Origin of the sequence: Pedobacter cryotolerans, from assembly GCF_005116475.1 — a bacterium.
Classification (GTDB): domain Bacteria; phylum Bacteroidota; class Bacteroidia; order Sphingobacteriales; family Sphingobacteriaceae; genus Pedobacter; species Pedobacter cryotolerans.
Genome location: NZ_SWBO01000007.1, coordinates 160,701 through 181,040, shown reverse-complemented (window position 1 = coordinate 181,040; position 20,340 = coordinate 160,701). Strand labels below are relative to the sequence as shown.

The following is a 20,340-nucleotide window of genomic DNA, read 5'->3' as shown; positions in this document are numbered from 1 at the left end:
AACATAAAAAAAATATTTCAAAAAATCCATAAAATGAATATGCAATTCAATTACAAAACAAAATTAAATTTCAAATCTAAAGCAGCCTTGCTTATTTTGAGCTTATCACTAGTATTTGGTGCTTGTAAAAAAACAACCATCATTGAGTATATCGAAGCTGGTAAAACAGATGGAGATGGTGGTGGCACAACTACTAAAAGTATAGTAGAAATTCCAGCTGGTAATATTTTGGTAAATACAAAATGGACAAAAGATAAGGTTTACCGTATCAATGGATTTGTTAGAGTTGGTAGAGATGCTAAAAATACGCAAAGCTTGCCTGCAGTAGAAAACATAACTTTAGAAATTGAAGCTGGGACAACCATAATCGGCGATCGCGAGAGTAAAGGTACTTTGGTTGTTCAAAGAGGAAATAAAATATTAGCTGAGGGTACTGCTAGTGCACCAATTATATTTACTTCAGAAAGAGCTCCAGGTTTCCGCGAACCAGGAGATTGGGGAGGTTTAGTTATTTGTGGTAAAGCCGTTAATAATCAGCCAAATGGCGAAGCAGAATTAGAAGGAAATTATGGCGCATGGCATGGTGGTACAGCAAATACAGATAATTCTGGTGTAATTAAATATGTTAGAATTGAATATGCAGGTACGCCAATAAATCCAAATCAAGAGGTTAACTCATTAACAATGGGCTCAGTTGGAAGTGCTACAGTTGTAGATTATGTACAATGTTCTTATGGTTTAGATGATGCCTTTGAGTGGTTCGGTGGAACAGTTAATGCAAAACACTTAATTGCTTACCGTGGTTTAGATGATGATTTTGATGTAGATTTTGGTTACAATGGTAAAGTTCAATTTGCAATTGGTATTAGAGACGCAAATGCAGCTGATCAATCTGGTTCTAATGGATTTGAAGTTGATAATGATGGAACAGGCTCTGCTGCTAGTCCTTTTACTTCTGGTACATTTTCAAACATGACAATTATAGGTCCAAAGAAAGATAAAGACAAAACGATTTCTGTTCAATTTCAAAATGCTTTGCATTTAAGAAGAAATAATAAGTTAAAGATTCATAACTCGGTTTTTACTGGTTATCCTAATGGATTATATATTGATGGATCTACAACTTTAGCAAATGCAGCAAGTGGAGATTTAGTATTTAAAAACAATGTTCTTGCAGGTGTAAATGGTTGGGGTGATAATGGTTATGGAACAGGTGGTTCTGTGAATTTTCCTAATCCAAAAGGTAGTCCAATTATTTCTAATGGAAACATTGGTGCCCAAACAGTTGTTGAATGGTTTAACACTACTGCATTTGGAAACCAAAGCCTACCAAAATGGGAAGATATGGGTATTGATGGATCTATATTTGATTTAGGTGCAACTCCAAAACTTACACCAAATACAGGCTCTATTTTGCTAAGTGGCGCTAACTTTACTGGTTTATCAGGATTTGAAACAGTAACCTATAGAGGTGCGTTTGGTACTACAGATTGGTCAACTGGTTGGGCAAGTTTTACGCCTCAACAAAATGTTTATTTGTAAGTAATTATCTTAAAAAAAAATGCCGAAGCTTAAAACTTCGGCATTTTTTTTACCTTATTATTTTTTAGTAACTGCAGCCTTTTTAACAACTTTTGGTTTGGCTACTATTTCTGCTTGTTCTACTGAAGGTTTTTCTACTGTTTCTTCTACTTTCTCAATTACTACTTTGTTTTTTAGTTCAACTTTTTTACTCAACAGTTTCGTAAATTTCTCAATAATTGCTTTCGTTTTTTTTGCTTTTCCATATTCAGCAACAACAGCAGTAAATGCATTTATAAGTTTATCTTCTAATTCTTTCTTAGCTTTTTTGCCTTCAGATTTCGATTTTTCTTTCTTCATAATGATCAAATTTTAATAAATCCAAAGATAGGTTGCATATAAATCAATTGATATTATCATTATGTTAAGCAGTTAATGCTACTTAACATACATTGATTACAACTATTTTATTGGAGAAGGAGCATAAGCATAAACAATTTGATAAGGTATATTTCGCAAATTAGCGGCCATTTGGCCAATCTTTAAATTTTGTTTTTGTGGTGTTGGCTCACAAACAGAATACGATTTTCCTTGATAAATCACCACATCGCCAATTGGTTTTTCTAACTCAACTGCCATCGTAATATGAGTGGGATAAAGCATGGCAATCATCGGTAAATTATAAATTTCTTTAACTAAATAAAAAAATAAAGCTGCTCTATCATCGCAATCGCTAGATTCTGTAAACAAAGTTTGTTCTGGCGATAATCTTTTTTCCTTGCCATAATTTGCTTCATCATCTTCATATAAAAACGCATATCTGGTAAAACGCATCAAATAATCAACCCCGTTTTTTTTGCTCATTTTTTTTAATTTATCTTTTAGTATCGGAATAAACGATTGGTAAGTTTCTCTACTTAAAGGAATATTAAAATAGGTTGCAAAATCAACTACCGGATAGTTAGCAAAAATACCTTCTATTTCACTACTTATTTTAATTTTAAAGTGATAAGGTTTTTGCTTGTAATTAAAGCTAATTTGTTTTTCGGTGTACTGTTCTGGTTTAAAATCTGGCAGTCGGGTAACTTTATAACTAAAGGAATGCGTTGCTTCTGGAATATTAATTTTAACAGGAATATAAACACTTTCTTTATTAAATAGTCTGCCAAAGTCATGGTAATTTAAACACATATATTTTTTATCATCTACCATAAAAAACGGAATATCAGCAATGTCTTCATCATTAAAAACATAAAAAATCAGTTGGTTATTTCCAATAGCAAGTTTGGCATCGTAACCAGATTTGTTCATCAAAAACCATTTATACAATGTATACCTGTTGTAATTTATATTTTTCGGACTTAGTTGCTGTGCGGTTTTTCTAATTAATTGATAGTACAACCAATCATTCAGTTTATAATCAGCCTTATATTTTAAAAGAGAATTAATAATGGATTGGTGATTGCTTTTGCTAATTTCATTATAAAATGAAACCACAGCTTCTTTGTTTAAATCGCCATCAAATTTGATAGTTATAGTTTCATCTGCCGTGAAATTAAAAGTGTGCTCGTAAAAATCTACTGCATAATTTTGTCCTTTTATATTGCTATTAATCAATATAGTTAACACTATAAGTACAATCAAACTTTTGGCAGCTGTTTTCATGTTGTTAATATTTAGTTAACATTAAATGTAGCTAAAATTAACAATGAAGCAATATTAAGTTTTTCATTTTAATAACCCATACTTAACATCAGTTTAACATCCTGAATCTACTTTTGTGGTGTTAAATATTTGGTTAATAAATAACAAGTTTAGGTTAGTTAGTAAAGCAAAAAGCCACGATGGATGTCGTGGCTTTTGTTATTACCCCCAACCCCTAAAGGGGAGTTGAACTATGAAGCCCCCTTCAGGGGGTTGGGGTTTAGAAATTCTTTCCAATTTTCTCCAACATTTCTGCCGGAATTTTATGTGCATCAACTACTAAAAATCCATCTAAACAATCTGAAAATTTAGGGTCGATATTAAAACAGATAATCTTAGCATTTAAATTCATGTACTGTCTCAATAACACCGGAATTTTAATGTGCGAATTTTCGATATCGCCAATCAAACCATCTAAATCTTTGAGCGATTCGCTACTCTCAACCAACAAATCTCTATCAATAGCTGTTAAATCTGCTTTAAATTTATTTTTTGGTTTTACGTAAGAAGCCAATTCATAATCAAAATGATTTTTAATGATGTAATCAACAATCAGAGATTTAGATAATTTAGAAAAATTATTACTGATACTTACTGGCCCAAACATGTAACGGTATTGCGGATTGTCAATCAGGTATTTTAAAATTCCCTTCCATAATAAAAACAGCGGCAAAGGTTTTTGTTGATATTCTTTTCTAATCCACGAGCGGCCAAGTTCTATGCCTTGTCTTAAAATCGGATAAAAAGGTTCTTTAATTTTAAACAATTCCGATAGGTAAAAACCTCTTCTCCCCATGGTGTCTAAAATTTCATCGCCCTTGCCAATTCTGTATGCCCCAACAATATTTTGTAAATCTTTATCCCAAATAAATAAATGGTTATAATAAATGTCGTAATTATCTAAATCAATTTTCTTATTTGTGCCTTCACCAACCTCTCTAAAAGTAATTTCGCGTAAGCGACCAATTTCACGTAAAATATTCGGAATGCTTGCGGTTGGTACAATATAAACTTCATAGTTTTTTTCTTCCCAAACCCTAAACTCCTCTAATTTGGCAACTTCAGTAACTATTAAACCTCTGTCTGTTTCAGCAACTACGGCATCTGGGTTTTTCTTACGTTTAAATAAATTTATCGGATTAAAAAGTTTTTTCTCCTGCTCTAAACTTGTGCCCAATGCGTAAGTTCTTGCTCTTAAAAAATCTAGTAATTTATTGGTATCCTTTTTATAGCTGATGTCTTCAATTTTAATAGGCTTGCCAATGCGTACTTTAATTTTTAAACCTTTTTTATTTAAAAACTCTGATGGCAATTTGGCAGTTCTTAACGTAGGGTGTATAAAACTCAAGATGTTAAAAAGCACACCATTATTGCCATGAAAATAGATAGGTACAACCGGTACTTTAGATCTAGAGATTAATTTGCCAACCACCGGGTGCCACAATCGGTCTGTAATTTCTTGGGTTTCTAAATTAAAAGTAGAAACTTCTCCTGCCGGAAAAATCCCGATAGGAGTACCGCTTTGCAATAAATCAAAAGTTGCTTTTAAACCGCTAATGCTCGATGAATGTTGAACATTTTCGAAAGGATTAACTGCCACAAAAAACTCACTTAAATTAGGGATTTTTTTGAGGATAAAATTTACCATTACCTTCGCCTCTGGCCTAACTGTACACAGCAGTTTTACCAAAGCCAAGCCTTCTACACCTCCATACGGATGATTTGCAATTGCAATAAAGCCCCCTGTTTTAGGGATATTCTTTAAATCCTCCTCATCAAAATCTATCGTTACGCCAATGGTTTCTAAAATTTTATCAACAAATTCTAGTCCTGCAAAATGCTCATTTTTAGAAAATACTTCGTTAATGTCATTCAACTTCATTACCTCCATTAACAAAGTAGCAAGGCCTGGTACGCCTAACTTATCAATTTTGGTTGCTTTGGCAAATTCTTGTTTGGTTATAATCTTCATTTAAATAGCGGCATTAATTTATAAAGCAATATCAAAAATAAGATTTATATTTAGAGTACCTATGTTATCTATTAAAAATTGGTTAAATAACTACTTTGGCTTTACAAAACGAGAGCTTAATGGGCTATTGTTTTTAATGGCTATATTATTTTTAGTTACTGTATTGCCTTATTTTTATCACTCATATTTCGTTAAACCTGTTTTTCAATCCACAAATGATCAGCTTGCTTTACAAAAATTAGTGCTTGTAAATAAGCAGCAGTCAAAATACGCTTACCAAAATACACAAAGTGAAATTGAAGACGCCGATCTAAAAAAATCAATCACACTTTTTAGTTTCGATCCAAACACAATTGGTATCGCCGAATGGCAAAAACTTGGCTTATCAGCAAAGCAGGCACAATCAATAATCAATTACCGCAATAAAGGCGGTAAGTTTTATAAATCTGAAGATTTACAGAAGATGTATACTATTTCTGCAGAAAAATATCAAGCTTTGCTACCTTATATTCAGATTAAAGGTCAAGAATTTGCCAATAAATTCGAGAAAAAAAGCGATCCTGATAAAGTTGCGTATGTTAAAAAAGAATTGGCAATTATAGAAATTAATGGTGCCGATACTTTGCAATTAGATGAAATAAAAGGAATAGGTGCGGCATTCGCAAGGCGAATAGCAAACTACAGAAATAAGCTAGGTGGTTTTTATAAAAAAGAACAATTGTTAGAAGTGTATGGATTGGATACTTTAAAATATGCCGAAATTAAAGACCAAATTAAAATAGACATCTCAAACATTAAAAAAATTAACATCAATGCTGCCGAGTTCGATGACCTTAAAAATCATCCTTACCTAAAATTTAAGCAAATAAACGCAATTATTCAGTACCGAAAACAACACGGTAAGTTTAATAGTATAGATGATTTAAAGAAAGTGCTTATCTTAACGCCTCAAATTATTCAAAATTTAACACCTTATCTCGTTTTCCAATAATGCTACAAACCAAAATTAAACAAACCCTACGCGATGTTGCCGATTTCCCAAAACCAGGTATTGTTTTTAAAGATATTACTCCAGTTTTAAAAGATGCAGCACTCTGTGCCGAAATTACCGAAGCTCTGGCTTTACAATTAAAGGATGTAAAAATAGATGTTGTTGCAGGTATCGAAAGTAGGGGTTTTTTATTTGGTTTAGCGTTGGCGCAAGCATTAAAAGTTCCTTTTGTGCCTATTCGTAAAGCAGGTAAATTGCCTTATAAAACTATTCAGCAAGCCTACGAGCTAGAATATGGGAGTGCAATTTTAGAAGTTCATGAAGATGCATTTACTGCCGGACAAAATGTTTTAATTCACGATGATTTGTTAGCAACAGGCGGAACAGTTGTTGCTGCATCTAAATTGGTAAATCAATTACAAGCCAACGTTGCGGCATATTCTTTTTTAATTAGTCTCGATTTTTTAAATGGCAAACAAAAATTAGCTGATTTTAGTAAACACACATTTTCTTTAGTAAGCTATTAAGAATTTATTACCACGTTAGTGTTTGTTATTCATAAATGCAATTGTGGTTTATTATTATTATTAGAAAAAGAATGGCAGTATTTTATCGGCAATTTCTGCCCCGCTATCCATTTTGCAAATAAAAATTGCTCCATTACTATCGGGTTTATAAAACACCCCTTAGTGTAAAAAACCTCCATTTACCAGCAAAACGCTTAAATCAATAAAAAAAGCTCAAATTATTTTAAAAAAATATTTTGTTAAAAATGTTTGTGTGTCATTCATTTGGCAAAAGAAATGAACCAAATACCAAAACAGACTAATTTTAAGTAGGGCTTATTGCTTTGATGGTATGATTTTATTTGCTTATCATTGTCTCAAACCAAATATAAATCTTAAGAAAAGTTTAAATCCAAACGCTTATTTATGGGCGCCGATTTAAACTTTTCTTTATTTAAAATCAAATCGTATATGCACACAGGCTTAAGCTTTGAAGTAGCAGAGAATCAAGAAATCATCAAAAAAATGGTGAGTGATTTTGCCGAAAAGAACATTCGTCAAAACGTAATGGAATGGGATGAAGCACAACACTTTCCAGTAGAAATTTTTAAACAGTTAGGAGAATTAGGTTTAATGGGAGTATTAGTTCCCGAAATTTATGGCGGTTCTGGTTTTGGCTATCAAGAATATGTAGACGTTATTGTAGAAGTTTCTAAAGTATGTGGCTCTATCGGTTTATCATTAGCTGCACATAACTCACTTTGTACTGGCCATATTTTGGCTTTTGGTAGCGAAGAACAAAAAATGAAATGGTTGCCTAAGCTGGCTACAGCCGAATGGATTGGCGCTTGGGGTTTAACCGAAGCCAATACAGGTTCTGATGCCTTAAGAATGACGACAACTGCTGTTTTAGATGGTGATGAATACGTAATTAATGGCGCAAAAAACTGGATTACCCATGGTAAATCTGGTGATGTTGCTGTTGTTATGGTTCGTACGGGCGAAGCTGGTAGTTCAAAAGGTATTTCTGCAATTGTTGTAGAGCGTGGTACACCAGGTTTTACAGCAGGCAAAAAAGAAAATAAATTGGGTATGCGTGCTTCAGAAACCACTGAAATGATTTTCGATAATTGCCGTGTACCAAAAGAAAACCTGTTGGGCAGCGAAGGTGATGGTTTTAAACAAGCCATGAAAGTATTAGATGGTGGTCGTATTTCTATCGCTGCTTTATCTTTAGGTATTGCAAAAGGAGCTTATATTGCTGCAGTAAATTATGCTAAGCAACGCCATCAGTTTGGTGTGCCAATTTCAAGTTTCCAAGGTATTAGTTTTAAATTGGCAGATATGGCTACAGAAATTGAAGCCGCAGAATTATTGATTCGTCAAGCAGCAGATTTAAAAAACCGCCACCAACCTATGACTAAAGAATCAGCAATGGCTAAATATTATGCATCAGAAGTTGCAGTACGTTGTGCTACAGAAGCTGTACAGATATTTGGTGGTTATGGTTATACCAAAGATTTTCCGGTAGAGAAATTTTATCGCGATAGCAAATTGTGTACCATAGGAGAGGGTACTTCAGAAATTCAGAAGTTAGTAATTGCTAGAGAGATATTAAAATAGGTTCAAATATAATAACTGAGTTTTATTGTTGCCACTTAATCTTTTAAGGATTATATAGAGCACTCTAACGCCTAACAGACCCTGAAATAATTCAGGGTGACGTAAATTATAAACACTTCGTGCTGAATTTATTTCAGCATCAGTTTTAATAACATATTATAAAATGATTAAACAAAAATAGCCGCATTTGCGGCTATTTTTAGTTCAATATTAAATTTTATTTAATTCATCGGTTCTCTCATGGTAACCACGCTGTCTACCACGTAAACACTAAAACCTCGCCAAGGCAAAGTTCCTTTATATTCTTTGTAATGTAGCTCAAAAATTTTCCCGCTGTTGAGCATCATTTTTTTTGCTACCGCTTCATCAGCAACAGAAAATTCAAACTCATTAGATTGTACAGTTCCTGTTTGTCTAGATCTTATGCCAGATTGAATTAATTTTCCTTCATAAGTTTTAAACATATAACCTTTTTTAACAATGTAGTTAAGCTCACCAGCCTTTACGCCTTCGCCAAAAACAAAATAAAATCGGTAATAAAAAAAGATAGCAATAGTTAATACAACAATTACAGCTATTATTGAGGTAATTTTCTTTCCAGTCGTCATGTTATGATATGTTTAATTTAGGTTTTTAAATGTATGAAATTAATTGGTGAACAAGTTAAATTGAAATTAATTCCTGATGAATTGTAATCCATATAAAAATAATTAGGATCTGTTTAAATTTCAATCGAATAACTTTCTTAGTGAAGGGTCATCCTGAGCGTAGTCGAAGGATTTAACCAAGGTCTTCGACTACGCTCAGACTAACAATAACTTTTAAGTATCATTTTTAACTAGTTTTTTAAATTTTAAAATCACTAACTAACTAAATAAATACCAAAAATGTTTGTTTTTTTTAATATTGACTGAATAATTATTGAATTGAAAACAAAGCCAAATTATTATTTTCAATAAAAACTTTCTCTGTGTCAATAATTTGCTTACATTTGCAACCCCAATTACAGGGTATTTAAAAACATCGAGAGGAGGTATTTCTACGTTATGATTATCATTAATATTAAAGACGGCGAATCACTAGATAAAGCGCTGAAACGTTTCAAGAAAAAGTTTGAAAAAACTGGAGTTTTGAGAGAACTACGTAGCCGTCAAGCATACGAGAAAAAATCTGTTGCTCGTCGTACAGAAATTAAACACGCTGTTTATATTCAGAACATGAACCAAGAAGGAACTTTATAGTTCGTAACTTGTTTAAATAGATATTAAATGCCTCGAATTTATTCGGGGCATTTTTTTTGGAAAAGATTTAACTAGCAAAAGTTAAATTTTGTATATTCACATTTAACGAATACCAAATCAAGCCTATGCTTATCGAAAGCTTTCTAATCTACCTGCAACATGAGAAGCGCTATTCTCCTCATACCATTACATCTTATCAAACAGATTTACTGCAGTTTATAGGTTTTCTAAAAAAAAATTTGGAAATAACAGCTCTACAAGCAAAAGCTACCCATATTAGAAGTTTCATGGTGTTTCTATTAGATAACCAGATAGCTGAAAATGCAGTTGGGAGAAAAATATCAACCCTAAGAAGTTTTTATAAATATTTATTGCGAGAGGGAGATTTAAAAATTAACCCAATGGCTTTAATTAAAGCGCCCAAGGTGCCCAAACGCCTACCGGTATTTATAGAAGATGCCAAGATGGATTTGTTATTGGATGGCGGGGTAGAGGGGAAACTGATATTCGATGAAAGTTTTGCTAGTCAGCGAGACAAGATTGTTTTAGAATTGCTTTTTGGTACAGGTATCCGTTTGGCAGAATTGTTGGCCTTAAAAGAGACTGATATCAATTATTACGAAGGAACAATTAAAGTATTAGGTAAACGCAATAAAGAACGAATAGTTCCTTTGCATGCTCAATTAGAGGCTCAATTAAAAATTTACATTAATTTAAAATTAACACAACAATTTAATAACAAAATCACTACCTTAATCGTTACAAATGCAGGTGCTACTGCTTATCCTAAATTAGTGTATAGGATAGTGAATCGTTATTTGACAATCATATCAACCCAAGATAAAAAAAGTCCGCATATACTGCGGCACTCATTTGCAAGTAGTTTGCTCAATAAAGGAGCAGATTTAAATGCAATTAAAGAATTACTGGGGCATGCAAGCTTGGCGGCAACGCAAGTTTATACGCATAACTCAGTAGAGCGTTTAAAATCTATATATAAACAAGCCCATCCAAAGGCATAAAAAAAGGAGGAAAAATGAAAATCAGAGTACAGTCAATCCATTTCAATGCAGACAAGAAATTATTAGAGTTTATTCAAAAAAAGGTAGATAAGTTAGATCAGTTTTACGATCAGATTATTGGAGGGGAAGTTTACCTAAAATTGGAGAATGTAGAAGATGAAGCAAACAAAATATCAGAAATAAAATTGATGGTTCCAGGCGTTACGCTTTTCGCAAAAGAACAATGTAAATCATTTGAAGAGGCCACAGATTTGTCAATCGAGTCGTTAAAAAAACAAATTACAAAACATAAAGAAAAAACTCGTGTAAAATTAAGTGAACATAAAGCTTTGTTAAACGCAGATGAAGTAGCTGATTATTAAGCTAATATTTTTTAAAACATATAGTTAAAGTTTGATGGTGTAACAGCTATCAAACTTTTTTTTTAAAATAAATTTTTTTGAAAGATTTATTATTGTAGATTTGCATTCCATTTCAGAAAGGGCATAAGTGCAGCAACGAAATGGTAAGTTCTTTTAAAAGATTAAAAAATAAAAAATGTTAAGTTCAATTGTATAAAAGCACAATTTTTTATATATTTGCGCCACATTTAAAAAAGATAAAAGCCTCCTTAGCTCAGCTGGTAGAGCAACTGACTTGTAATCAGTAGGTCATTGGTTCGATCCCGATAGGAGGCTCTTTTTATTTACGGTTGTTGGTTTTAGATTGATGATTGAGTTAAATCCCAATCGTAATTCGGTATCAAAAATAGTAAATTGAAAGTAGGGGGGATTCCAGAGCGGCCAAATGGGACAGACTGTAACTCTGTTATCGCAAGATTTCGAAGGTTCGAATCCTTCTCCCCCCACACCGAAAGGTAAAATGATTGAATTTTGAAGGATCGAATGATTAACATTCTGTCATTTAAATATTCTCTCATTTAATCATTTGGAAAAAGCGGAAGTAGCTCAGTTGGTAGAGCGATAGCCTTCCAAGCTATAGGTCGCGAGTTCGAACCTCGTCTTCCGCTCTGAAAATAAGTGAGCAGTTGACGGTTTACAGTTAGCAGTTTTTACTGAAAACTGAATACTGGGAACTGAAAAACTAAAAAGCCGACTTAGCTCAGCGGTAGAGCACTTCCTTGGTAAGGAAGAGGTCATGGGTTCAATTCCCATAGTTGGCTCAAAAAGAAAAAATTAAAAGCTTTGTTAATCTGGAAACAGAACGAACAAGGTTTTTTGTATTGAAATTGTATCAAAACAATAAATAAATAAAAAAGTTAACCTACTAATAAGTATAAAAAAATGGCAAAAGAAAAGTTTGACCGCAGCAAGCCGCACTTAAACATCGGCACAATCGGTCACGTTGACCACGGTAAAACAACCTTAACAGCAGCTATCACTAAAGTGTTATCTGATGCAGGTTTATCTGAGGCACGTTCATTCGATTCAATTGACTCTGCTCCAGAGGAAAAAGAAAGAGGTATCACAATTAACACAGCTCACGTTGAGTATTCAACAGCTAACCGTCACTATGCACACGTAGACTGTCCAGGTCACGCGGATTATGTAAAGAACATGGTAACTGGTGCTGCTCAAATGGATGGTGCTATTATTGTGGTAGCAGCTACAGATGGTCCAATGCCTCAAACTCGCGAGCACATTCTATTGGCTCGTCAGGTAGGTGTACCTTCATTAGTTGTTTTCATGAACAAAGTTGATATGGTGGATGATCCAGAATTACTAGAATTAGTAGAGATGGAAGTTCGTGAATTATTATCTTTCTATGAATTCCCTGGTGATGATATCCCTGTAATTCAAGGTTCAGCTCTTGGTGGTTTGAACGGTGATGCTAAATGGGTAGCAAAAATTATGGAATTAATGGATGCTGTAGATAGCTACATTCCAATTCCTCCACGTTTAACAGAACTTCCATTCTTAATGCCTGTTGAAGATGTATTCTCGATCACTGGTCGTGGTACTGTTGCAACTGGTCGTATTGAGCGTGGTGTAATCAACTCTGGAGATCCAGTTGAAATCTTAGGTATGGGTGCTGAGAACTTAAAATCTACAGTAACTGGTGTTGAGATGTTCCGTAAAATTTTAGATTACGGTGAAGCTGGTGATAACGTAGGTTTATTGTTACGTGGTATTGAGAAAACTGATATCCGTCGTGGTATGGTAATCTGTAAACCAGGTTCAGTAACTCCTCATGCTGATTTCAAAGCTGAGATCTATGTATTATCAAAAGCAGAAGGTGGACGTCATACTCCATTCTTTAACAAATACCGTCCACAATTCTATTTCCGTACAACAGATGTAACTGGTGAAATTTCATTAGCTGAAGGAACTGAAATGGTAATGCCAGGTGATAACGTTACAATTTCTGTGAAATTGATTTCTCCTATCGCAATGGAAAAAGGTCTACGTTTCGCTATCCGTGAAGGTGGTAGAACAGTAGGTGCTGGTCAGGTAACTGAAATTTTAAAATAAATTCTAAATCCCGGTTAACCGGGAGATAAGGATATCAAAAACAAAGTACTTAAGATTTATCTTAGGTACTTTGTTTTCTACAAACACGGGTGTGGTGCAATGGTAGCATACCGGTCTCCAAAACCGTTGATGGGAGTTCGAATCTCTCCACCCGTGCTATTAAACAAATGATTGAATTTTGAATGATTTAATTTCGAATGGTCTACATTCACTCATTCATTCATTCAAGCATTCAAAATTATATAAATATGGCTAGTGTAGTTCAGTTTGTTAAAGAATCATACGAAGAAATGACCCAGAAGGTTACTTGGCCTACTTGGGGTGAATTGCAAAATTCTGCAGTATTGGTTTTAGTTGCTTCATTTATTATCGCATTAGTTATTTTTGCTATGGATAAAGGCGCAAACTATATATTAGAAACTTTTTATAACTCACTTTAAATTAATATGAACGATCAATTAAAGTGGTACGTAGTTAGAGCGGTTAGTGGTAAAGAGAAGAAAGTAAAGCAATACATTGATTCTGAAATTAGTCGTTTAGGTCTTTCTCATTTAGTTCCTCAGGTATTGATACCGATGGAGAAATATTACCAGATGAAAGAAGGAAAAAAAATTGCAAAAGAACGTAATTTTTATCCTGGATATGTTTTAATTGAAGCTACTTTAGACGGAGAATTAGAACACATCATTAAAGGTGTAAATAGTGTAATCGGATTTTTAGGTGATAAAGCCGGTAATGCGATACCAATGCGCCAAGCAGAAGTTAACCGTATTTTAGGTAAGGTTGATGAAATGAGCCAACAAGCCGAAACAATGAACATCGCTTATTATGTAGGCGAGAACATTAAAGTAATGGATGGTCCTTTTAATGGTTTTACCGGAGTAATTGAAGAAGTTAACGAAGAAAAGAAAAAACTAAAAGTAATGGTTAAAATCTTTGGACGTAAAACTCCACTTGAGCTTAACTATATGCAAGTAGAAAAAGAATAAAATTTATTTACAAAATATATTTGAGGACTGCAAGATAATTCATATCTTTGCAGTCCTTTTGGTTTTATGTGGAGTTGTTGTAGCTGTTTAAAGAGGCTAATTTCTCAAATCTCACTACTCAAATCTCATATCTAATAGGAAAAAAATGTTACATGCTTCCAATATTTAACATTGAGTATTACAATTAACAAATCAGAAAATGGCAAAAGAAGTCGGTGCACTTGTTAAATTACAAATCAAAGGCGGAGCTGCAAACCCATCACCACCAGTAGGACCTGCATTAGGTGCCAAAGGTGTTAATATCATGGAGTTTTGCAAACAATTCAATGCTCGTACCCAAGATAAGCCAGGTAAAGTATTACCCGTTGTAATTACTGTATATGTCGACAAGTCTTTCGAATTTATCATCAAAACCCCTCCAGTTGCTATCCAATTATTGGAAGCTACAAAATTATCGAGTGGTTCTGCTGAGCCCAACCGTAAGAAAGTTGGTTCGGTGACTTGGGATCAAGTTAAGTCAATTGCTGAAGATAAGATGACTGATTTAAATGCATTCACTATCGAATCTGCTATGAAGATGGTAGCAGGTACAGCACGCAGTATGGGAATTACCGTTAGCGGTGATGCACCCTGGACAAATTAATTAACAAAAAACAGTTTACAACAGTGGCGAAATTAACAAAAAATCAAAAACTGGCACACGCTAAACTAGAAATAGGTAAATCGTATTCTTTACAGGATGCGGCTGCTTTGGTAAAAGAGATCACTACAACTAAATTTGATGCATCAGTAGATATCGATGTTTCTTTAGGTGTAGATCCACGTAAAGCCAATCAAATGGTACGTGGTATTGCTACTTTACCTCATGGTACAGGTAAAACTGTACGTGTTTTAGTACTTTGTACTCCAGATAAGGAAGATGAAGCTAAAGCAGCAGGAGCAGATTTCGTAGGTTTAGACGAGTATGTGTCTAAGATTGAAGGTGGTTGGACAGATGTTGACATTATTATCACTACTCCTGCTTGTATGGCTAAGGTAGGTAAATTGGGCCGAGTTTTAGGTCCACGTAACCTTATGCCAAACCCAAAATCAGGTACAGTAACCAACGAAGTTGGTAAAGCTGTAACTGACGTAAAAGGCGGTAAGATTGATTTTAAAGTTGACAAAACTGGTATCATCCATGCTTCAATAGGAAAAGTATCATTCTCAGCAGAGAAAATATATGAAAACGCGTTAGAAGTACTTCAAACGATTTCAAAATTAAAACCTTCTGCTGCAAAAGGAACTTATTTTAAAAGCATTCACGTGTCTTCTACAATGAGTCCTGGAATTGCAATCGAAACTAAATCAGTAGCGGGGATCTAATTATGAACAGAGAAGAAAAAAACGAAGTAGTTTTAGCTCTACAAGAGAAAATGCAAGAGTATGGCAATTTTTATATTGCTGATACCTCAGGCTTATCTGTTGAGAAAGTAAATAATATCCGTCGCAAATGTTTCGAAAGCGGTATCGAAATGAAAGTTGCAAAAAATACATTAATCAAAATTGCGATTGATGGATTAGAAGGCGACTCATCTGAGATACATTCAGCATTAAAAGGTCAATCGGCTTTATTATTTTCAAAAGTAGGAAATGCACCAGCTAAGCTGATCAAATCTTTAAGAAAAGGTAAAGAAACGAAACCAGAGCTTAAAGGAGCTTATATCGATACAGCTATATTTGTTGGCGATAACCAATTAGATGCATTAGTAAGTCTTAAATCAAGAGAAGAACTTATTGGCGAAATCATTGGCTTATTACAATCACCAGCTAAAAATGTTATATCGGCATTACAGTGTGGCGGTAACAAAATTGCAGGTATTGTTAAAACACTACAAGAAAGAGGTTAACGAACACCTAAAGTTCGCAATAAACAAAATTATTATTACGTAAATTTTTAAAATCTTAATAAAATGGCAGATTTAAAAGCGTTTGCTGAGCAATTGGTAAACTTAACAGTTAAAGAAGTTAACGAATTAGCTCAAATCTTAAAAGACGAGTATGGTATCGAACCAGCTGCTGCTGCAGTTGCTATTGCAGGTCCTGCTGCTGGTGGCGAAGCTGCTGCAGTTGAAGAAAAATCTACTTTCGATGTTATCTTGAAAGAAGCTGGTGGTCAGAAATTAGCAGTTGTAAAACTTGTTAAAGACTTAACTGGTTTAGGTTTAAAAGAAGCTAAAGACTTAGTTGACGGTGCACCAAAAGAATTAAAATCAGGTGTTGCTAAAGACGAAGCTGAAGCTTTGAAAAAACAATTAGAAGAAGCTGGAGCTGTAGTTGAGATTAAGTAATCACTTAATTTTAACGAACCTTTAAGAAAAGACTCCGACTGTAAAGTCGGAGTCTATTCCTGTTTATAAACATTTCATCTTGTTTGGTTGATGAAATGCATCGAGGCAAACCAAACAAATAGTTTATTCTTAAACTAAATTAAATTTAGTCCCTTGGCAAATAAAGTCGTAGACCAAAGAGTAAATTTTGCACGTAGTAAGCACATCATAGATTATCCAGATTTTTTGGATGTGCAGTTGCAATCATTTAGAGAATTTTTTCAGATAGAAACCACTTCAGACAACCGTCACACAGAAGGTTTGTTTAAAGTATTTGCTGAAAATTTTCCAATCACTGATTCTAGAAACATATTCGTTTTAGAATTTTTAGATTATTTTATTGACCCACCACGTTATGACATTCCAGAATGTATTGATCGTGGGTTAACTTACAGTGTTCCGTTAAAAGCAAAGCTAAAACTTTCTTGTAACGATGCAGAACATGAGGATTTTGAAACCATCATTCAGGATGTATACTTAGGAACCATACCATATATGACTCCAAAAGGTACTTTCGTGATCAACGGTGCAGAACGTGTAATTGTTTCTCAATTGCACAGGTCTCCAGGTGTGTTCTTCGGTCAAAGCCGTCACACAAATGGAACTAAATTGTACTCTGCTCGTGTGATTCCTTTCAAAGGTTCTTGGATTGAGTTTGCTACAGACGTTAATAACGTAATGTATGCCTACATCGACCGTAAGAAAAAATTCCCGGTAACCACCTTATTGCGTGCTATTGGTTATGATTCTGATAAAGATATCTTAGAATTATTTGATTTAGCTGACGAAGTAAAAGTTAGTAAATCTGGTTTAAAGAAATACACAGGTCGTAAACTTGCTGCAAGAGTTTTAAGAAAATGGACTGAAGATTTTGTAGATGAAGATACAGGTGAAGTTGTTTCTATAGATCGTAATGAAGTTATCTTAGATAGGGATACTGTTCTTGAAGAAGACCATATCGATATGATCATCGATGCAGGTGTTAAAACTATTATCTTGTCTAAAGAAGATGGTGCATCGCAAGCTGATTATACTATTATATACAATACTTTACAAAAAGATACTTCAAACTCTGAAAAAGAGGCTGTTGAAAACATCTATCGTGCTTTGCGTAACGCAGAACCACCTGATGAGGAAACTGCAAGAGGTATTATTGAGCGTTTATTCTTCTCAGATAAACGTTATGACTTAGGTGATGTGGGTAGATACCGTATTAACCGTAAGTTAAAAATGGATACTCCTGATCATGTGAAAGTATTAACTAAGGCAGATATTATTGCTATTGTTAAATACTTGATCAAATTGATTAACTCTAAAGAAGAAGTGGATGATATTGATCACTTGTCTAACCGTCGTGTACGTACAGTAGGTGAGCAATTATATGCGCAATTTGGTGTAGGTTTAGCTCGTATGGCTAGAACTATCCGTGAGCGTATGAATATTCGTGATAACGAGGTGTTTACGCCAACTGATTTGATTAATGCCCGTACTTTATCGTCGGTTATTAATTCATTTTTTGGTACTAACCAATTATCTCAGTTTATGGATCAAACCAATCCTTTGGCAGAGATTACACACAAACGTCGTTTGTCAGCTTTAGGCCCAGGTGGTTTATCACGTGAGCGTGCTGGTTTCGAGGTTCGTGATGTTCACTACACTCACTATGGTCGTTTATGTACCATTGAAACTCCAGAGGGACCAAACATTGGTTTGATTTCATCACTATGTGTACACGCAAAAATTAACAATTTAGGATTTATTGAAACTCCTTATAAAATTGTTGAGAATGGTGTTGTAGCAATGGATAAAGATGTGATCTATCTTTCTGCAGAGGATGAAGATGGTAAAACAATTGCACAAGCTAACGCCGAGTACGATGATAAAGGTAACTTTACAACTGCTCGTGTTAAAGCACGTTACGAGGGTGACTTCCCAATTATTGAGCCTGAGAAATTAGACTTAATGGATATTGCACCTAACCAAATTACCTCAATCGCAGCTTCATTAATTCCTTTCTTGGAACATGATGATGCGAACAGGGCTTTGATGGGATCAAACATGCAACGCCAAGCTGTGCCTTTATTACGTCCAGAAGCTCCAATTGTTGGTACAGGTTTAGAAGGTCGCGTTGCTCGTGACTCAAGAACTTTGATCAATGCTGAAGGCGATGGAGTAGTAGAATACGTAGATGCTAACGAAATTACCATTAATTATGTACGTAACGATGGAGATCGTTTGGTATCTTTTGAAGGTGATAGCAAAACTTATAAATTAATCAAGTTCAAAAAAACCAATCAGAATACTTGTATCAACTTAAAGCCAATTGTTAAAAAAGGTCAGAAAGTTGTTAAAGGACAAGTACTTTGTGAAGGTTATGCAACTGAAAATGGCGAGTTGGCATTAGGAAGAAACTTAAAAGTAGCTTTCATGCCTTGGCAAGGATATAACTTTGAGGATGCGATTGTAATTAACGAACGTATTGTTAGAGATGATATTTTTACCTCTTTACACATTGAAGAATTTGAATTAGAAGTACGTGATACTAAACGTGGAGAAGAGGAATTAACGCCAGATATCCCTAACGTTTCTGAAGAAGCTACTAAAGATTTAGATGAAAACGGTATCATCCGTGTTGGTGCTGAAGTTAAAGAAGGCGATATCCTAATTGGTAAAATTACACCAAAAGGTGAGTCTGATCCTTCTCCAGAAGAGAAATTACTTCGTGCTATCTTTGGTGATAAAGCCGGTGATGTTAAAGATGCTTCATTAAAAACGCCACCTTCAATTAAAGGTGTGGTAATTGATACTAAATTATTCTCAAGAGCTAAAAAAACTACTAAAGCTGAAGAAAAATCGGCTATTGAGAAATTAGATAAAAGATATAATTTAGCTACAGAAAACCTTAAAAACGAATTAGTTGATAAATTGTTCCAAATTGTAAATGGTAAAACATCTCAAGGTGTATTTAACGTTTATAAGGAAATGTTAATCGCTAAGGGTGCTAAGTTTACTCAGAAAATATTGGCAGACCTAGAGTATGCGCATATTAACCCATACAAGTGGACAACTGATGATGATAAAAATGATCAAATCAAGTTGTTATTACACAATTATGGTATCCGTGTTAACGAAGAATTGGGTGCTTACAAACGCGATAAATTTGCAATTAGTGTTGGTGATGAGTTACCATCAGGAATTGTACAAATGGCGAAAGTTTATGTAGCTAAAAAACGTAAATTAAAAGTAGGTGATAAGATGGCTGGTCGTCACGGTAATAAGGGTATTGTTGCTCGTATTGTACGTGATGAAGATATGCCATTCTTAGAAGATGGAACACCAGTTGATATTGTGTTGAACCCACTGGGTGTACCTTCACGTATGAACTTGGGCCAAATCTATGAAACTGTATTGGCTTGGGCTGGTAAAGAATTGGGTGTTAAATTTGCAACTCCAATTTTTGATGGTGCTAAATCTGATGAGGTTGAAGAGTGGATTGCTAAGGCAGGTGTACCGGCTTCTGGTAGAACTTACTTACACAATGGTTTAACGGGTGAGAAATTTGATCAGCCGACTACAGTAGGTATTATTTATATGCTTAAACTTGGTCACATGGTTGATGATAAGATGCACGCTCGTTCTATCGGACCATACTCATTAATTACACAACAACCATTGGGTGGTAAAGCTCAATTTGGTGGTCAGCGTTTTGGTGAGATGGAGGTTTGGGCATTAGAGGCATTTGGTGCAGCTAATATCTTACAAGAAATCTTAACAGTTAAATCTGATGATGTTATTGGAAGGGCCAAAACTTACGAAGCCATCGTTAAAGGCGAAAACCTACCAACTCCAGGTGTACCAGAATCATTTAATGTATTGGTACATGAGTTACGCGGTTTAGGTTTAGATATTACGTTAGACTAATCGAATGAAA

The 20,340-nt window shown here is 34.4% G+C and carries 19 protein-coding genes and 5 tRNA genes; 20 read left to right on the top strand and 4 right to left on the bottom strand.

What is annotated here, in order from left to right; translation table 11 throughout:
* The first annotated feature begins 33 nt into the window (after nt 1-33).
* The gene (locus FA045_RS13285; protein WP_136877566.1) at nt 34-1,542 is read left to right on the top strand and encodes an Ig-like domain repeat protein; all 1,509 of its coding nucleotides are present in this window, start codon (nt 34-36) and stop codon (nt 1,540-1,542) included.
* A 57-nt stretch (nt 1,543-1,599) separates the two neighbouring features.
* On the opposite strand, the gene FA045_RS13280 is transcribed toward FA045_RS13285, so the two are convergent.
* From FA045_RS13280 to FA045_RS13270, 3 genes are all read right to left on the bottom strand, one after another.
* Complete coding sequence (locus FA045_RS13280) at nt 1,600-1,881, bottom strand: hypothetical protein (protein WP_136877565.1); 282 nt, start codon at nt 1,879-1,881, stop codon at nt 1,600-1,602.
* 102 nt (nt 1,882-1,983) lie between these two features.
* Complete coding sequence (locus FA045_RS13275) at nt 1,984-3,186, bottom strand: hypothetical protein (protein ID WP_136877564.1); 1,203 nt, start codon at nt 3,184-3,186, stop codon at nt 1,984-1,986.
* Nucleotides 3,187-3,445: 259 nt separating this feature from the next.
* Nucleotides 3,446-5,197, bottom strand: a complete 1,752-nt coding sequence (locus tag FA045_RS13270; RefSeq protein WP_136877563.1) for a lysophospholipid acyltransferase family protein — start codon at nt 5,195-5,197, stop codon at nt 3,446-3,448.
* Between the two features lie 61 nt (nt 5,198-5,258).
* Here FA045_RS13270 and FA045_RS13265 point away from each other — a divergent pair, with 61 nt between their 5' ends.
* The 3 genes from FA045_RS13265 to FA045_RS13255 all read left to right on the top strand — a co-directional run bounded on the left by FA045_RS13265 (nt 5,259) and on the right by FA045_RS13255 (nt 8,317).
* The gene (locus tag FA045_RS13265; RefSeq protein ID WP_136877562.1) at nt 5,259-6,188 is read left to right on the top strand and encodes a ComEA family DNA-binding protein; all 930 of its coding nucleotides are present in this window, start codon (nt 5,259-5,261) and stop codon (nt 6,186-6,188) included.
* A complete protein-coding gene (locus FA045_RS13260) occupies nt 6,188-6,715 on the top strand; it encodes an adenine phosphoribosyltransferase (protein WP_136877561.1) in 528 nt (175 codons plus the stop codon). Before FA045_RS13265 ends, FA045_RS13260 begins: the two co-directional genes overlap by 1 nt.
* A 450-nt stretch (nt 6,716-7,165) precedes the next feature.
* Nucleotides 7,166-8,317 carry an acyl-CoA dehydrogenase family protein gene (locus FA045_RS13255; protein WP_136877610.1) on the top strand — a complete coding sequence of 384 codons (1,152 nt, stop codon included), beginning with the start codon at nt 7,166-7,168 and terminating at the stop codon, nt 8,315-8,317.
* 221 nt (nt 8,318-8,538) lie between these two features.
* Here FA045_RS13255 and FA045_RS13250 read toward each other — a convergent pair whose 3' ends face one another.
* Nucleotides 8,539-8,925 (bottom strand): hypothetical protein, encoded by a 387-nt coding sequence (locus tag FA045_RS13250; RefSeq protein ID WP_136877560.1) that lies wholly within the window; start codon nt 8,923-8,925, stop codon nt 8,539-8,541.
* 438 nt (nt 8,926-9,363) lie between these two features.
* On the opposite strand from FA045_RS13250, the gene rpsU reads away from it, so the two are divergent.
* The 16 genes from rpsU (at nt 9,364) to rpoB (ending at nt 20,330) form a co-directional block, all read left to right on the top strand.
* Nucleotides 9,364-9,558 carry a 30S ribosomal protein S21 gene (gene rpsU / locus FA045_RS13245; RefSeq protein ID WP_055132547.1) on the top strand — a complete coding sequence of 65 codons (195 nt, stop codon included), beginning with the start codon at nt 9,364-9,366 and terminating at the stop codon, nt 9,556-9,558.
* 125 nt (nt 9,559-9,683) lie between these two features.
* Nucleotides 9,684-10,580, top strand: a complete 897-nt coding sequence (locus FA045_RS13240) for a tyrosine-type recombinase/integrase (protein ID WP_136877559.1) — start codon at nt 9,684-9,686, stop codon at nt 10,578-10,580.
* A gap of 14 nt (nt 10,581-10,594) precedes the next feature.
* Nucleotides 10,595-10,942, top strand: a complete 348-nt coding sequence (gene hpf / locus FA045_RS13235; protein ID WP_136877558.1) for a ribosome hibernation-promoting factor, HPF/YfiA family — start codon at nt 10,595-10,597, stop codon at nt 10,940-10,942.
* Nucleotides 10,943-11,184: 242 nt separating this feature from the next.
* Nucleotides 11,185-11,257: transfer RNA gene (locus FA045_RS13230), tRNA-Thr, on the top strand.
* 87 nt (nt 11,258-11,344) lie between these two features.
* Nucleotides 11,345-11,427, top strand: a tRNA-Tyr gene (locus FA045_RS13225).
* An 89-nt stretch (nt 11,428-11,516) separates the two neighbouring features.
* Nucleotides 11,517-11,589: transfer RNA gene (locus FA045_RS13220), tRNA-Gly, on the top strand.
* 81 nt (nt 11,590-11,670) lie between these two features.
* Nucleotides 11,671-11,742, top strand: a tRNA-Thr gene (locus tag FA045_RS13215).
* Nucleotides 11,743-11,863: 121 nt separating this feature from the next.
* The gene (gene tuf, locus FA045_RS13210; RefSeq protein ID WP_136877557.1) at nt 11,864-13,051 is read left to right on the top strand and encodes an elongation factor Tu; all 1,188 of its coding nucleotides are present in this window, start codon (nt 11,864-11,866) and stop codon (nt 13,049-13,051) included.
* Between the two features lie 85 nt (nt 13,052-13,136).
* Nucleotides 13,137-13,207 (top strand) — tRNA-Trp (locus tag FA045_RS13205).
* Between the two features lie 92 nt (nt 13,208-13,299).
* Nucleotides 13,300-13,491, top strand: a complete 192-nt coding sequence (gene secE, locus FA045_RS13200) for a preprotein translocase subunit SecE (protein WP_136877556.1) — start codon at nt 13,300-13,302, stop codon at nt 13,489-13,491.
* Between the two features lie 6 nt (nt 13,492-13,497).
* Nucleotides 13,498-14,040: a transcription termination/antitermination protein NusG gene (nusG, locus tag FA045_RS13195; RefSeq protein WP_136877555.1), complete on the top strand. Its 543-nt coding sequence runs from the start codon at nt 13,498-13,500 to the stop codon at nt 14,038-14,040.
* 199 nt (nt 14,041-14,239) lie between these two features.
* Entirely contained in the window at nt 14,240-14,683 is a 444-nt protein-coding gene (rplK, locus tag FA045_RS13190; RefSeq protein WP_136843738.1) for a 50S ribosomal protein L11, read from the top strand.
* A gap of 23 nt (nt 14,684-14,706) precedes the next feature.
* Nucleotides 14,707-15,405, top strand: a complete 699-nt coding sequence (rplA, locus tag FA045_RS13185; RefSeq protein ID WP_136877554.1) for a 50S ribosomal protein L1 — start codon at nt 14,707-14,709, stop codon at nt 15,403-15,405.
* A 2-nt stretch (nt 15,406-15,407) separates the two neighbouring features.
* On the top strand, nt 15,408-15,929 hold the full coding sequence (rplJ, locus tag FA045_RS13180; protein WP_136877553.1) for a 50S ribosomal protein L10: 522 nt from the start codon (nt 15,408-15,410) through the stop codon (nt 15,927-15,929).
* Between the two features lie 63 nt (nt 15,930-15,992).
* A complete protein-coding gene (gene rplL, locus FA045_RS13175; RefSeq protein WP_136877552.1) occupies nt 15,993-16,370 on the top strand; it encodes a 50S ribosomal protein L7/L12 in 378 nt (125 codons plus the stop codon).
* A 153-nt stretch (nt 16,371-16,523) separates the two neighbouring features.
* Nucleotides 16,524-20,330, top strand: a complete 3,807-nt coding sequence (gene rpoB / locus FA045_RS13170) for a DNA-directed RNA polymerase subunit beta (RefSeq protein ID WP_136877551.1) — start codon at nt 16,524-16,526, stop codon at nt 20,328-20,330.
* Nucleotides 20,331-20,340 lie beyond the last annotated feature (10 nt).